The organism is Pseudoalteromonas denitrificans DSM 6059, from assembly GCF_900112265.1.
Lineage (GTDB): Bacteria > Pseudomonadota > Gammaproteobacteria > Enterobacterales > Alteromonadaceae > Pseudoalteromonas > Pseudoalteromonas denitrificans.
Genome location: NZ_FOLO01000011.1, coordinates 1 through 14,836 on the forward strand (window position 1 = coordinate 1; position 14,836 = coordinate 14,836).

Annotated in this window: 11 protein-coding genes and 4 pseudogenes; 4 read left to right on the forward strand and 11 right to left on the reverse strand. The window is 34.4% G+C overall.

Features of this window, described 5'->3' with window-relative positions; genetic code table 11:
* Positions 1 to 287 precede the first annotated feature (287 nt).
* The 3 genes from BM088_RS09135 to tnpA form a co-directional block, all read right to left on the reverse strand.
* A complete protein-coding gene (locus BM088_RS09135) occupies positions 288 to 1,106 on the reverse strand; it encodes an IS66 family transposase (RefSeq protein WP_245763785.1) in 819 nt (272 codons plus the stop codon).
* 96 nt (positions 1,107 to 1,202) lie between these two features.
* Positions 1,203 to 1,550 (reverse strand): IS66 family insertion sequence element accessory protein TnpB, encoded by a 348-nt coding sequence (gene tnpB / locus BM088_RS09140; RefSeq protein WP_091983012.1) that lies wholly within the window; start codon positions 1,548 to 1,550, stop codon positions 1,203 to 1,205.
* Positions 1,547 to 1,849, reverse strand: a complete 303-nt coding sequence (gene tnpA, locus BM088_RS09145; protein WP_091983014.1) for an IS66 family insertion sequence element accessory protein TnpA — start codon at positions 1,847 to 1,849, stop codon at positions 1,547 to 1,549. The genes tnpB and tnpA overlap by 4 nt, the downstream gene beginning before the upstream one ends.
* Before the next feature lie 545 nt (positions 1,850 to 2,394).
* Here tnpA and BM088_RS09150 point away from each other — a divergent pair.
* Positions 2,395 to 2,582: pseudogene (locus BM088_RS09150) on the forward strand (IS1595 family transposase); the annotation flags it as partial.
* Positions 2,583 to 2,626: 44 nt separating this feature from the next.
* Here the strand turns inward: BM088_RS09150 and BM088_RS09155 are convergent.
* Genes BM088_RS09155 through BM088_RS09165 form a run of 3 tightly spaced genes read right to left on the reverse strand, consistent with a single transcriptional unit; the run spans position 2,627 to position 6,158 of the window.
* Positions 2,627 to 3,760: a TDP-N-acetylfucosamine:lipid II N-acetylfucosaminyltransferase family protein gene (locus tag BM088_RS09155; protein ID WP_091983016.1), complete on the reverse strand. Its 1,134-nt coding sequence runs from the start codon at positions 3,758 to 3,760 to the stop codon at positions 2,627 to 2,629.
* Positions 3,761 to 3,763: 3 nt separating this feature from the next.
* Positions 3,764 to 5,170: a lipopolysaccharide biosynthesis protein gene (locus tag BM088_RS09160; protein ID WP_091983019.1), complete on the reverse strand. Its 1,407-nt coding sequence runs from the start codon at positions 5,168 to 5,170 to the stop codon at positions 3,764 to 3,766.
* 37 nt (positions 5,171 to 5,207) lie between these two features.
* Positions 5,208 to 6,158, reverse strand: a complete 951-nt coding sequence (locus BM088_RS09165; protein WP_091983022.1) for a Wzz/FepE/Etk N-terminal domain-containing protein — start codon at positions 6,156 to 6,158, stop codon at positions 5,208 to 5,210.
* Between the two features lie 273 nt (positions 6,159 to 6,431).
* Between BM088_RS09165 and BM088_RS28105 the strand changes: the two are divergent.
* From BM088_RS28105 to BM088_RS09180, 3 pseudogenes are all read left to right on the forward strand, one after another.
* A pseudogene (locus tag BM088_RS28105) lies at positions 6,432 to 6,599 on the forward strand (DUF4277 domain-containing protein); the annotation flags it as partial.
* Between the two features lie 655 nt (positions 6,600 to 7,254).
* A pseudogene (locus BM088_RS09175) lies at positions 7,255 to 8,303 on the forward strand (IS630 family transposase).
* 16 nt (positions 8,304 to 8,319) lie between these two features.
* Positions 8,320 to 8,570: pseudogene (locus tag BM088_RS09180) on the forward strand (transposase); the annotation flags it as partial.
* On the opposite strand, the gene BM088_RS09185 reads toward BM088_RS09180, so the two are convergent.
* The 5 genes from BM088_RS09185 to BM088_RS09205 form a co-directional block, all read right to left on the reverse strand.
* Positions 8,567 to 9,139 carry an acyltransferase gene (locus tag BM088_RS09185; RefSeq protein ID WP_091983028.1) on the reverse strand — a complete coding sequence of 191 codons (573 nt, stop codon included), beginning with the start codon at positions 9,137 to 9,139 and terminating at the stop codon, positions 8,567 to 8,569. The pseudogene BM088_RS09180 and the gene BM088_RS09185 overlap by 4 nt on opposite strands.
* A 12-nt stretch (positions 9,140 to 9,151) precedes the next feature.
* Positions 9,152 to 10,252 carry a DegT/DnrJ/EryC1/StrS family aminotransferase gene (locus tag BM088_RS09190; RefSeq protein WP_091983030.1) on the reverse strand — a complete coding sequence of 367 codons (1,101 nt, stop codon included), beginning with the start codon at positions 10,250 to 10,252 and terminating at the stop codon, positions 9,152 to 9,154.
* A 141-nt stretch (positions 10,253 to 10,393) separates the two neighbouring features.
* On the reverse strand, positions 10,394 to 11,800 hold the full coding sequence (locus BM088_RS09195) for a hypothetical protein (protein WP_091983032.1): 1,407 nt from the start codon (positions 11,798 to 11,800) through the stop codon (positions 10,394 to 10,396).
* Between the two features lie 321 nt (positions 11,801 to 12,121).
* Complete coding sequence (locus tag BM088_RS09200; RefSeq protein ID WP_091983034.1) at positions 12,122 to 14,203, reverse strand: secretin N-terminal domain-containing protein; 2,082 nt, start codon at positions 14,201 to 14,203, stop codon at positions 12,122 to 12,124.
* A gap of 59 nt (positions 14,204 to 14,262) precedes the next feature.
* A complete protein-coding gene (locus tag BM088_RS09205) occupies positions 14,263 to 14,835 on the reverse strand; it encodes a hypothetical protein (protein WP_091983036.1) in 573 nt (190 codons plus the stop codon).
* Position 14,836 lies beyond the last annotated feature (1 nt).

The following is a 14,836-nucleotide window of genomic DNA, read 5'->3' on the forward strand; positions in this document are numbered from 1 at the left end:
TCTGAGCCTAGATAGAGGTCATGCCACCTCAATGCCGGTTGCCAAATAGCCAATAAACAGGTTTCCGCTATTCTTGTCCTATGCCAACGAAAAGAGCACAGTTTCGACAACATTTACACGTAACGACACTTGTCCAGTGGTTCACACGAGTTCATCTCCTCTATCCATACCTGACAACTTAAAGTTGCCTTTTCCTCAACGCTCACTACCATGGCTTTTAACCATAGCAGCTTGAGGTGGTTTGTATTCTCCTCCTGTAAAGCGAATACGGAAGGCCTACTTCCATCTCAGAAACAGCAAGAAATGCTGTTTGGTATAACAACATGCCGTCTTGGCACACTTTCATCTGCATGAATGACAGCTTGACTAAGTAAGGTGTTTTTTAATTTTTCATACAACGGAGCAAATAATTCCCCGCAACGTATAATCCAATCTGACATGGTTTTTCGACTCAGCGCAATACCATAGTCAGTGAACATTTTTTCTTGTCGATATAATGGCAAGCCATATTGATATTTGGCGCTGATAACCTGACTCAGTAAACTGCTTGTTGCAATGCCCCTTGGAATGGGGCTTGTTGGCATTGGCGCTAACTTGATGTGATTTTTGGTGTCTGTTTTTTCACACTGCTTGCACGCATATTTTGGGCGAACAGTTTCTATCACTTTAATATGTGCTGGTACGAACGCTAACTTTTCACTACGCGTTTCACCTATTTGATGTAGTTTACTCTGACAGCAATCACAAATTTTTTCTTCACTCGATAAATCTATAGTGACGATTTTACGGGGTAAGTTTTTTGGTAGTGGTTTACGTTTAGGTTTGCTCTTAACGGCGTTACTTTTATTTATTTCTGACTCAGCTAATAAGACCTTATCCGCTTCATCAATGATCTCTTCTGCTTCGTTGAAGGTTTCACCTGAGCCAGGTAATTTCTCAGAGCTTTGACCAAATTGCTTACGTTTGGCTACTTCAAAACGCTCAAGCAAGCTATCAATGATTTCATCTTTTTTTGCTAATGCTTTATCCATTCGATGTTGCAACTCAAGTACCATATTCTTGAGTTGTTCAGGGTCATCTGGGAGAGAATTAGCATCAATTTTCATGCTCGCAGTTTAGCAAGTATTTTAAGTCTAATCTGTTTTCGAATTTAAATAATATTAAGGGCATGTACACGATCGTTGACTGCTATTTTGATCTAATTAGATCTGTGATTGATAATGTAATTGTTCATGACCAAGTACATCATATCCTGATAATAACCATTGAAGCTGCTCTGAACTCAATGTAAATTCTTGAGTCGATATTTTGCTAGGCCATTTGAACTTTTGTTTCTCAAGTCGTTTGGACCACAATGCAAAACCTGTTTTATCCCAATACAAAATTTTGAGTTTATCTTTGGCTTTATTACAAAATACAAATAATGCACCAGAATAAGCATCACGAGCCAGTTCATATTCAACAATACCAACGAGTCCATTGATGGATTTTCTAAAATCGACAAAATCACGATGCAAAAACACCTTGGGTACATCAACAAACACTTTCATCTGGCACACTCTCGTAATATTTGAGCAAGATACGAAGCTGAAGTTGAACTTGGTAAAGAGAGAGTTGCATTACCAACGCTTAGACTAATATTTTCATCTGAGCGTGTCTCTAGCTCAATCTGTTGCGTCACTTTAGCGCGAATAAATCCAGGTTGCGTTAAATCTAGTTTTTTACGGTGAGCATAAAAGCCAGTCAGTGAGAGTTTATGGTGGCGACAATAATCAATAATGGTTGAACCACTCGATTGTTGCTCTTCAATAATAGATTGCCATTGTTCTTGGCTGCGCATAATTCTCATAAGTTACTCCAAGGGTTGTTTGGTAATAACTTAGCTAAAATGGCTTTGATTTATTAGACGCAGACCGCCGGATGTTTACATTTAGATAGTGGACTAACAGGACTTAAAGAGAAAAACACACTGGACGTCCTAAAGCGCTTAGTGAAGGTCAATTACAACAAGTTAAGAATTATGTCGTAAATTCAGAGGTTAAATCTGATGGTGGTCGATTACAAGGGAAAGATGTACAAGCTTATATTTTGTCAGAGTTTAATATGCAATATCAAAAAACAATATATATCATCTTTGACATGGACTTAATCTAACCTGGATCACAACTCACTCAAAGCATCCAAAACAATCTATTAAAGTTCAAGGGGTTAAAAGAGTCCCAACTGACTTTTGTGAACTTCTTTTTTATCTAATTTGTATTAGTCTCGACCTGATTTGACAGTCACTCGTTTTTTACGGGTGTCTTGTCAGCTTAGATTTGAGCTACTAAACGTGGTCTTATTAACACTAAGCAACTTTGTCGTATCTTATTTACCAAGGGAAGCTCTCGATTTCTGATAGGCAATGTTAAAAATTCAATTGTTGGCACATATCATGCCGTTCAACATAAACATTTCCCTCGGTACTTATTTTATCGACGTTTTCAACTAAAAAACATGTTACTGCGATTTGCTTATATTGCTTTACGAACTCCTCCTATATGCCAAATAAGTATTTACATATGGCTGGGCTTTATGGGTAATCAGGATCATTTATTCAAAACAACATTTGTTTATTCAGGTACAATTAGCTTTTTTTTAAAAAGCTAAAGATTTTATCTAAAGTTTGCTGCCATTTAATTACTGCCGCATCATCAGAAAAATATTTTTCTATATATTTTTTATTTTCAATTCGATTATTTAAGCCTATAATTTTTAATTCTTTCAACTTACTAATAGATAAACTGCTCAATTCCTCACTATTTTGTAAATTAAAGCCTAAACGATTTAAATAAGAATAAGACAATGTATCTTTTCTCAAAAAAACAATTTTTCCTAAATGCAGAAACTGAAAAATATTACTTAAAGCCTGTTGTCGATTATGATAATAACAGGCGAAATCCATTGAATTAATAAGATCTTTATATTCTGAAGAAACCATGAACTGCTCTAATGGAATAAAGTTTTCACCGAATAACTTCTTTCCTACCAACTTAACTTCTTCAACGTAATTCGTATCGACGATAGCGTATGACAAGATACAATAGACCTTAATTGTATCTTTTAAATGCGAAAGAGAATTCAGCATATCAATATGATTATTTTGGGGGTCGGCCGAGTTACCTACTAGAAATTTATACTCAATATCAGAAGAAACTTCTTCTTCGTCAATAATTTCATAATTTGTAGGGTTTGGATAAAAAGCATTAAATCCTATTGCTTTTGCATTATAATTTACTCTAAGTAAAGCGACTTCTTCCTCTACAAGTGCAGAGATAAAAAACAATCGTTTAATAATACTTTTTCGTAAATACTCGTTAAACCATCCAAAAAGAGAGTTAGGCCGATTTTGAAAATAATAAATATCTCCGCCCCAAGTCATCCAAAGCACTTTTTCAGCTAAGGATGTAAATTTAAATAATCCGGCTAAAAAAAGTAAAAATGGTCCTTGATAGAATAAACCATGGAATATCACTAAATCATATTTCGGTGATAAAAATAGCTTAATTAAAGCTTTCATTTTTTTTAATCGACCTAAATTATTAAGATCAATAATATTAGTCGAATCAATCTTTCGCTCCTCATTCTCACTTACTGTTGAACTTAAGGAAACATAAGTGTGTCGGTACTCATTTAAATTATTTTCACTGAATTCAATAAACTTAGTATTATATTTTTCAGGTAATTTTGTGACTAAATGCAATATATGTTTTTTACACATAACTCAACTTTTTAGATTAGTGATATCATTTTTCACATTAAATAAACGGTGTTTATATAATATGAGAACAAATAACAAACAGATAAAATTAACGTACCAAGGCATGACAGTCATCGTTAATGCAGGCCAAAATGCATTAAGTAAAAGCAAAACTGAAATCAAATACAGCTTTGTAGTATGAAATTTTTTCCATACCCATTTAGATATTTCTGTTCGTAAAGTCATATACAAACAAAAAGCACTTGCTACAGCCACTGCAGCGCCTCCCGCAGCATATTTAGGTATTAATAAGTAGCAAAGTAGAAAATTAAGTAATAATGGCAGTATAGTGATTATTATTGAATAATTAGTTTTTCGAGCTACATTCATGCCCACAACTGTTGTTTCTGACAAAGTATAAAATACAGGGAACAACATACACGCTGGTAATAAAAAAACTACATCAGCATATTCAGTTGGTAAAAAGAAAGTAAGTAGAGGACTTGTTAAAGTAACAACAAAGAATACAAGTGTGAGAATAACAACAACCCAGTCAGTAACGATACTGAGTTGATTAATATCAATACCCTTTTTGTGCCATTTATAAACAATAGGAGCCCAGACAGTAGAAAACACCTGTTGAAATACAGTCATAACGGCTGCAAAGCTAAATGCGACTGAATAAATACCTAACTGCTCAAGCCCTGAATAATAACGAATAGCCCAACGATCTACTGAAATTAAGCCCCAATATGCAAAGCCCGAAATCACCAACGGGAAACCAAATTTAACAGCTGGTTTAATAAGTTCAATATCAAAAACACTCGTTAAAGCTAAAGCACATTCCCTTCTTGTTAAAACCATAGCAACTAAACTGGCAATCAATAATGATAAGCAGCTAAAACCAAAAGCAGTAATAAAACCAAATTTACCTTTTAAAAACAATAGAGATAACAAAGCGATCACTAAGGTTACTTTAGAACTAATCTGTAAAATTGAAAATTTAACCCCATGCTCTTGCATACGCAAAACTAAACTTAAAAATCGATAGATGATATTAGCTACAATAACTAACGCAACGCCACTAGAGATCAGCAAAGTATTTTCTTTTATTGAAAATAGTAACTTAGCAAAGAATTGGTTAAATATAATTACCATTACACAAAATACAATAACCACCAACAATGACAAACAAATCAATGAACGTAAAAGTTGTGGTTTGTTATTAACTTCATGATATTCCCTAACATAGGCTTGGTCTAAACCTAAGGTCAATACAAGAGCTGTTCCAGCTAAAAAAGTATTGAACATCGCAATTTGACCTACGACTTCAGGTGAAAATAACCAAGCCATTAAGGGCACAGTTATTAAGCCTAGCCCTGCGGCCATAAACGGCCCTAAAGCAAAACTTGCTAATTTAGATAAATTCATTTTATTTATGCATCATACAATTTCTAAAATCAGACAATCAAATGTTTTTAGCTTTTCTCTCAGGACAAAAAGAGACATAAACAAATGAAATTAACAATGCAATTAAGCTACCAATGAACATACCAACAATACATAATAAAGCGCGAGACGGTGCAAATTTTTCTTCAGGTGTAACAATTGGAGCCAATGTTTTAAAAAGGTATTCTTTTCTAACTTCAGTAAGCAAAATTTGTTGGGTTTGTTCAGCAATAATATTATAAAAAATTGAATGCATTTCACTAATGTTCGTTTGCCTTATTTGTTTCTGTAGATATTCAACACTTTCAACTGCTTGCTGCTTATCTTTTTGACGCCAATATTGATTTAAATCTTCTACTAACCAATTTAACCACTGAACAGAAACTTCGGGAGAAAGGTAACTAACAGATATTTTTACCATACCTTTTTTCATCATATATTGAACATTGATCATGCCCAATAGTTTATAATAAGCATCCCAGGCCGTTGGTTTAGTTTTTTTATCTGATGACTCGTTTACAACCCATTTATTATTTTTAATATCATAGATTTCAGGATTATATACAAGGGTATTTGTTGATTCATTCCATTTTTCAGCAGCCATAATCTGTGGCAGGATGTTACGCTTCTCAATAAAGCTTTGTAAAAAGCTGCGAGATTTTAATAATTCAATCGCAATTTCATTATCATCCCCTTTGTCACCACCAAGACTAATACCAGCCATACTAGCTAAACCACCAAACTGCCCAGCTAATTGTGACAAACCTCCTCCGGTTTGATTTTTTGCTGGGATATAAATCCCATTTGCTCTATAAATATTAGGTTGCTTGATAGCATAATAAGAAGCACCAAGAGTAAATACCAAGGTTATAGCGATAATAAGCCATTTCATACGCCAAATAATGCGATATAGCTTCTTAAAACTTACTATTTCAGTGGTATCTTCCAAACCTAATAATTCATGTTCCATCTAAATTAATCCGCCGTAACTTTGTTAATGGGCGCGCATTGTAACATTTAACAGACATAAAAAACTACATGGAGATATTTAAAAAACAAGCTTATATCAGGTACTAAAAAATAGAACTATTCAGTATTAATCAAGTAACAAGACTTATTTACAACTACCTTCCCGCACCTAAAGATTTAATTAAAAACCTTGACGCAGATCTCCATATTTGATCTATTACTTATCTTTAGGTGATGGAAAAATAATAGTGTCGTATTCAATAAAGCTCTTGATCATTTAGGTTTAATTTCTGACATGAACAAAGAGCTTGGTATTGCCAAGTTAATTGACAAGGCAGTCTCAGGGCACAGTAATGACAAGTTTATTTCTAACAGCCAACTTAATGAAGTCATGATTTTAACCTGGCTTGGTTTTGTTGGACGTACCTACATCTGTATCTGAAATACTTCAAAGAACGCTTTGTCGCTAAAAGGATCAAGGCGGAGTATATTTATGATGATGCACTGGTTGCTTCCTTGATAAGCTTTATGAAACAGGTGTATTAGATATTTACCAAACGCTATCTAACAGCGCAGTCAAGCACATGGAGTTTCCTTGCGAAGGTATTAATTTAGACTCGACCAGTGTTCATGTTAATGGTAATTATGGGCATGGCGGCAGCAGCAAAACAGTCAAATTAGTTCGAGTTTACATACAATAGAGACTATCGGGCAGAGTTGAACCAGGCTACACCCAATTTAAGCACTAAAAACAAAGCAGCTACTCCGATGTATATGTAAGCGGCCAGTGGCAATATTTATGGCAACGAAGGCTTTAAAAACATTGTTAAGCATTGTTCATATGTAAGATATTAAGGATTTAAAAGGTGTCTTCGTGCCTGATTTGTGATCTCATTGGTTCGCCAAAATTAATAATAAAAGACACAAAGACAATGGACCTACAACGTTAACAGAAAAAATCAATGCCGCTTTTGAACCAAAAAAACTTTTCGCACTCGCCAGACAGAGAAACTTTATCAAACGGCATCGGCAAATTATACCAACCCTATTAAGTTTGTGATCTAATTACATTACCTTTTTAACACAAGCTTTTAATAATGAACCCCTTAGTAGAAATCAATTTTAAAAAATTAATTGCTAAAGAAACTAATGCACGAATGCGCATTCGACTCCTCGCTCTTGCCCATATCAAAGAGGGAGCCAATAGAACTGAAATCTGTCTAGTGAAATCAGGGAAATCCAAAGCTTTTAAAAATTAGTCGTAGAAGCGCCAATGATTGGGTACGTCGTTTTTATATTGATGGACTCGAAGGGATAAAAGACAAACCTAGAAGTAGACGCCCTTGTGCACTTTGTGAAAAACAACTGGCATTATTCAAGAAGTATGTCCTGGATAATAGTATTAAACCTGATGGTGGAAGATTTAAAACCGCTTTACTTATAAATTATATTCATGATGAGCTTGGTATTAAATATAGCCTTGATAATATTTATCGCTTACTACATTCACTTAACTTTTCATGGATCACCAGTCGTTCTAGGCACCCTAAGCAATCATTAGATATTCAAGAGGATTTTAAAAAATTCAAAAACAAAATGATCAAAAGACCCCGTTGCGAATCTCTGTTGAGCAGATAGATATGTGGTTTCAAGATGAAGCCAGATTTGGTCAGAAAAATACCACAACTCGACTTTGAGCCAAAACAGGCACGCGACCAGCAGCAGTAAAACAGCAACAAATTTAGTATGCTTATTTGTTCGGTGCTGTTTGTCCTTCCACTGGCTCAACTGAAGCGATAATCACGCCATACGTAAATATGGACATTATGCATGCGCATTTGAAACTCATTTCTGAACGGAAAAAAGAGGCAGACATGCTGTGATCATTGTAGATGGTGCCGCTTGGTATCAGGAGTATCTAGAAAATGAATTTAAGAACATAAGCATAATAAAACTTCCTCCATATTCACCAGAATTAAATCCAATTGAACAGCTGTGGCAGTGGCTTCGTCAAAATGAAGTAGCTAATCTCTGATTTAATGGCTATGAGGATAGTGTTAAGTCTGCAGCATGGAATTCTTTTATCAGCGACATTGATAGGGTCAAAAAAATATGTTCCAGAGATTGGATTAAAGTGAGAAGTTAATTAATTTGATTGGTATAACTTCCGTAAAAATATGGAAGAAAATTTTATCTGTTTGAGATAGAGCCATGTTATCTCGAAGGTTTATCATTGAAAAAATCAAGGATCAATTGGAAAATACTTATCAAATAGAACATTCACGATATAGAAGTATAAATGGCTTAATGCTGAATATTATAGGTGCCCTTGTGGCTTATTCTCTGAAAGAAAGAAAACAAGCCAAAATTGAATATTACAGATGTTGAAATGAATCAAATGGTTGTGGCTTAAACCGATCTCAGGTTATTTACCATTTTTTTTTCAATTAACAATAGATTTTTCTTTCTAGATTTAATAAATTTGGCTGGCTGGCCTGCGTAAATACCAAAGGCTTCTGCCGATCTATTCACTAAAGACAAGGCGCCAATCACACAACCTTGAGCTAAAGTTACACCCGGTAAGACAACAGCACCACTACCAACTATTACATGTTTATTAATAGTCACAGGTGCGTGTGTAACGTTAGTATATTGCTCATTTATCATAGGGTTACTCATAAACTCACCTGAGTAATCATCATTACTAGAGTAAATGGAAACCCGAGATGATATATTACAATAATCAGCTAATATAACTTTAGCAGCCCCAATAATAGAGCTGTATACAGCGATATGTATGTAATCACCAATTTCAATGCCCCCCTCTCCCGCCGACAGCACACAGAAATCATCAATACGTACGTTATCACCAATTGATATGCGGCTTATGCCGTAAAGTGAGGCTTTTTTAGAAATCGAAACATTTTTACCAACGCATGCAAAACCAAGTGCCATTAATTCTGTTTGGCTGTATATACTCATATAATTTATTCTCTAAGATCTTACATCAAGAAAAAACTTAATTTTATCGCAAATATAATCAACATCAACAAGTGTTAAATCGGTATACAGAGGTAGGCATAAAATACGAGAAGCAATATCATTCGCTATTGGCGTATCACCCTTCATTCCATAAGCTTCAACTTGAGATAAACTTGGGTGAAAATAACGACGAGTACCTATATCTTCATTAGCTAATTGATCAGCGATTAATAATACAGATGATTCATCTTTAAATAAAACCGGCATATAAGCGCCATTTCTCACACCTGCTACATGCCAATGCTGTAATTGTAATAACTCGCAAGTTATAGTTTCAAGGTTTTGATGGTAACGATTAACTAGCTCACTTCTTTGTGCTGTAATATGGTCAATATTCTCTAAAACAGTTAAACCCATAGCAGCATGCATTTCACTCATTTTTGCATTGATACCAACAAGTTCAGGGTGATTATTTTTGTCAAAGCCAAAATTGATTAATTGGCGGGCATTATCATAATCAGCTTTATTTTTGAAAATAATTGCACCACCTTCAGTACTGTGAAATAACTTAGTTGCATGAAAACTTAAAGTTGCTGCATCACCATAATTTAATACCGATTGATCATTAAAATTACTGCCAAAAGCATGTGCTGCATCGTATATAATTTTCATATCATGCTCAGCTCCCAAAGCGGCTAGCTTTTCAACCTCACATGGATTTCCAAAAACATGTACTGCAAGTATTGCACTGGCAGTATCAATTTGCTCAGTTGAAATATTATCAGCATTTAAATTGAATGAACCTGCATCAACATCAATAAACTCAGCTTGCAAACCATGCCAAACTAAAGAGCTTGCTGTCGCTGCAAATGAAAAAGGCGTTGTAAGCACTTTCCCCTTAATACCTAACGCTGCATAGGCCACTTGTAAAGCAAGGGTACCATTTGCGACTAATAATAAATGCTCCACACCTAAATATTCAGCTAGACGCTTTTCAAGTTTCTGTACTAACGGTCCATTATTAGTCAACCAATTACGTTCAAATACATCACTAATATAATTTTGATATTTTTCTAAACAAGGTAAATAAGGTTTAACTATAGGGTATTTCACAAGGCAAAGGTCTGGTGGGATAAAAGTTGCTAAGATTCTAGCAAATGTTATAGAAAGGGTCTAGAGGTAAGCTTACATGCTATCAGAAACAAAAAACGCGCCGAAGCGCGTTTTTATAATAACGATAGTTAAAAACTAAAATTATTTAGATTGAACTAATACGCGATCAGCATCTGATTTAGCGTAGTAAAGAGCCGTAGCTTCAACGCTAGGTGAATTAGTCACAATAGATAGACTTACATTACCTTCAAATGTAGCACCAAATTTTTCAGCAACAAAATCTTTAACTTCAGTACTGATATTAGTAACTGAGTTAGCTGCTGAAGTGGCAGTTAATACTTTAGAGTGTTTAACACCATCTGCAAAAATATCAACAGTGATAGCACCAACTACAGAACCACGGTTACTTACTGTGATAGATTGTGCATAGTTAGCACCATATGGCATAAATGCAACATTAGTAGTTGAACCATCCAGTGTAAATTTACCGCCAGTTACTTCTGGTAATGAGTAACTAATCGTTCCATTTGAAACAGTCGTATTTAAAGCAAACGATTGAGGAGCAAAGATTGTAGACCCACTCTTTGCATTACCAACTGCGTTTAATTGTAATGCAACAGATGCATCGATACCACTTGAAGTATTTAAAACACCACCAACAACATTATGTGTTGCAGTTAAAGTAGTTAAAGCTGTATTAAGTGTATAAACAACATTATCCGCACCAAGTGCAGGAGCACCTAGAGTAGTTGTGAATGCTTTTGCAATTTCAGCAGCGTCCATTACGCCATCAGCATCACCGCCGTTAGCTGCTAGGTCGTAATCCATTACCCAAGAGTAATTACCAGTAAGAACATGCGTTACTTTAGTAACTAATATTGAATCTACAGCTGTAGGTGTATCAGTTGTAGCCACTGTTAATACGTCTTGTAAAGTTGCATGACCACCAGTAGTAGTGAATTCTGCGCGACCTGCTCCAGTACTAACTTCAGCATTAAGCGGTGTAATTACATTTGATAATTGATTAGCAAATGTAAAAGCTGATAAATCTACAGCTTTATCATAATCACCGATTAATGGGTTAACTGAAACAGCTTTTGCACCAAACTTAATATTTGTAGCTGTTGTTGCACCAGTTGTTTTTAAATCAAATCCAGTAATAGTTAAAAGATCAGCTGCTGCCCAGTCAGCTGTAGCGATACGGAAACGAGCAGTGTTTGCATCAGAAAAATCAACAAAATTTGCAGTACCTGTACCAGCTGTAGTAAATGCGAACGTTGGTGGGATTGTAGTATCGAAAGTTGCACCTGAAACACTAACATATACTAAATCATTTACAATATATGCTGTACCAGCAGTAACAATAATAGTATCTGCACCACCAATCATATTTACTTCATCAAGCTTATTGTTACCAATAGTTGTATTCTGGTGACCTTCTAAAGCAACAACAGCTGGTGTAAAACCAGTGATTACAGCTGCAGCGTTAACGGCACCAGAAAAAGCGGCTGCAGAAACAGCTAGAGCTAATAGAGATTTTTTTAACATTTTTATTTCCTTTGTTTCATGAAACTGATGCATTAAATTCCAAATACATCAACATTTATTTTATTAAAGCTAACACTTAGGTCATAAACACTTAGGCCGTCGCCTAAGCGACTTTTAGCAGTAACTAGTTTAATCAGTCAAAAATCATTGTCAACAATATTTATTTATAAAAACTTCAAAAAAGATCACTTTACTAATCTTTACTAATCTTTAGTAATGATAAAGTTTAAATAAACTGAAAATTAAACTTCTAAGACAGTAAACAATAAACAACTTTAATTCAAGTGTAAATACGTTAAAAACTTGTAATATGTCAATTTATTAATCAATTTTAAGCTTTTTGAATGCTGATGAAAACTTTAGTTTAATATTCTCCCATTCCTCAACTGACTCTATCACCTTAGGTGTGACTAAAACGACTAACTCTGTTTTATCATCGGTATCTTCAGTAGAGTCAAACAACTTTCCAACAATGGGGATGCTTGAAAAAAATGGCACAGAAGTATCATTAATTGTTCTATTTTCACTTATTAAACCGCCTAAAATAATAGTTTGCCCACTCTGTGCAATGACCTCAGTACTTATACTTCGTTCAAATATAATAGGAGAACCAGCAACTGATGAATCACCTTTCACTTGATTACTAATTTTTTGAGCGATCTCCATAATTACTATCCCCTGTGCATTAATCGTAGGCTTCACTTGTAGTTCCACACCTGTTTTTCGATATATAACAGAAGTTTGACTACCATTTGTAGGATCTGTAATTATTTCACCTACTGTAGGTATATCATCACCAACTATAATTGTAGCTTTAACACCATCTCGTACCAATAATGAAGGGCGAGATAAAACATTAACATTCGAATTCGTTTCTAATAAACTAAAGGTTAAATTACCTTGCCCACCGGATAAAACATAGCTTAAACCTTTAGCGCCAGATTCAAACTTAAAACCACCTACTTTATTAATACTCCCTTGATTGGTTAAGGCAAAACTTACCCCTTGCTTAAATACATCAGAGAGTTTTACTTCCGCTATCATTACCTCTAATAAAACTTGTTTTGGCATAACGTCTAACCGCTTTATTAAAGGTAATAATTGTCGGTACTTATCTCCTGTAGTATGAAATATCAATGCATTGGCACGTTCATCAACCACTAAATTCATATCTTCGTTTGAGGCTGACATACCGTTACTTGGTTTGTTTGTCTTAGAAGTTATTTGCTTATTTTGTGATGAAGCCGATGTATTAGAGCTTACAGTGGAGCTACCTCCACCAATTAACAACTGCAAACTTTCACCCAAATCGGTTGCTCTAGAAAACTGAGGTGCATATAAAAAATACTGTAGCTCATTACCACTGGGGGCTTGATCTATTTGTTTAGCCCAGAAAAACACTCTATCAATTAATTGCTCACTATTAGCAAATAAAATTAATGTTCCAATTCGATCTAATGCCACCAAAGAGACTGCTAAATCATTCTGTCCAGCAGCACTAACACTTACTCCCTCTTGCTTAAGCAATATTGGTAGCTGTTTCATTAAATCATCAGTACTAACATAAGTTGTTTTATACGCGCCTATATGTCTATTTTTAAATATGGGTTGATCCATCAAGTTTATAAATTCTAACGCCCTTATAATATCTTTTCGCTTACCTTGTAATATTAATGTGCTGCGTTGAAAGTCAGCCTGCGCTCTTATTTTCAAGATTTGAGTAAGCGTATTGGCTAATGATGTTTGCATGCCGAAATTAAATGGTACTAACTGCAATATGGTTGCTGAAGTTTTAGGTACGCTTTCAATTTTATTACCATAACCATAGGCAAAAGCGCCCGATGCTTTACCTTCTTCCTTATGAATGTAAAATATGCCATCATCAAATCGGATCACATAACCACGTTCTACTAATAATTGCTCGCTTAGTGAAAACAATTTACGCTGGCTAATATTTTGTTGCAGATTAAGCGTAACACTTTGTGAGTCAGTTTTTACTTGCTCACCTAAAATGTAACTTATTTTTAACAAATCACCTAAAACATAATGTAAATAATCTTTCAAAGGCAAGTCATCAGCAGTGATTTTAACAGTATTAAACTCACTAAATTGCTCCGTTAAATCAACTACTGCTTTTTTTTGTATTTTTTCAGAAGTTAGAGATGGCAAATAAGTTACGTCATCTTTCTTTAAATCAACTTTTAACTCACTTAGTTTTTTATCATCTAAATTTGCACCTGTAGATGCAGCTAAACTGATTGAATCTTGTTTTAAGTAGGATTTTTTAGGGCTGTATTTAGCATTAGGAGCTGTAACACAGGCATTTAAACTCAAAGTTACTAAAAAACTAAAAGTAATATGTTTTATATTTTTCATTTGCATCGTATTTTTTAAATTATTCATTATGTTATTTAAAGCCTCTAAGTTCTAGAGCCTAGGATTTAAGTCATAGACTCTAGAACTTAACTACTAACCCCCTTGTCATACATAGTCAATGTGACTTTTTGTTCACCACCTTTAAGCCGTTTAGTGAAATTAACTTGGGTATTTTTATCAATGGTTAAAACAAACCCTTGCATTTGGTCATTGTGGCTAAATCGTTTTATCTCACTTTCCCCGCTTTTTACATTTTCAATTAATATTAATGCAACTAGCTGCTTAGCTTTAACTGTTGTATTACTTTCACTTATATTACGATTAATCACAGCTTTAAGCGTTAATTTATTCTCTCCGATAAATAAATTACTGAGTTCGCCTTTTTGCCTAGCCTGATCTTGTTCACTCATACCAATATTTTGTATAGGTTTAGAATCTACATTTTCACTTTGATATTTTTTATATGCCATTTTTAAATCTAAAAAATGAACTTTTGAAAGTTGTGGAGGTTTAAATGCAACTACAGCATCAATTAAAGTGTTTCTATTTGCTGTTTCACTAGTAATACTTAGTCGACTATTAATATCTGTTGCAATCCATAAGCTTGTTAAAACAATAACAAACAAACCCAACTTATTAGTGATTAAATTTTGAATCATA

What these genes read in the sequence shown, in the direction of transcription:
- BM088_RS09135 (WP_245763785.1), bottom strand. Translation starts at nt 1,106, where the DNA reads ATGAAAATTGATGCTAATTCTCTCCCAGATGACCCTGAACAACTCAAG.
- BM088_RS09205 (WP_091983036.1), bottom strand. Translation starts at nt 14,835, where the DNA reads ATGATTCAAAATTTAATCACTAATAAGTTGGGTTTGTTTGTTATTGTT.
- BM088_RS09200 (WP_091983034.1), bottom strand. Translation starts at nt 14,203, where the DNA reads ATGAATAATTTAAAAAATACGATGCAAATGAAAAATATAAAACATATT.
- tnpB (WP_091983012.1), bottom strand. Translation starts at nt 1,550, where the DNA reads ATGAAAGTGTTTGTTGATGTACCCAAGGTGTTTTTGCATCGTGATTTT.
- BM088_RS09160 (WP_091983019.1), bottom strand. Translation starts at nt 5,170, where the DNA reads ATGAATTTATCTAAATTAGCAAGTTTTGCTTTAGGGCCGTTTATGGCC.
- BM088_RS09155 (WP_091983016.1), bottom strand. Translation starts at nt 3,760, where the DNA reads ATGTGTAAAAAACATATATTGCATTTAGTCACAAAATTACCTGAAAAA.
- BM088_RS09165 (WP_091983022.1), bottom strand. Translation starts at nt 6,158, where the DNA reads ATGGAACATGAATTATTAGGTTTGGAAGATACCACTGAAATAGTAAGT.
- BM088_RS09185 (WP_091983028.1), bottom strand. Translation starts at nt 9,139, where the DNA reads ATGAGTATATACAGCCAAACAGAATTAATGGCACTTGGTTTTGCATGC.
- tnpA (WP_091983014.1), bottom strand. Translation starts at nt 1,849, where the DNA reads ATGAGAATTATGCGCAGCCAAGAACAATGGCAATCTATTATTGAAGAG.
- BM088_RS09195 (WP_091983032.1), bottom strand. Translation starts at nt 11,800, where the DNA reads ATGTTAAAAAAATCTCTATTAGCTCTAGCTGTTTCTGCAGCCGCTTTT.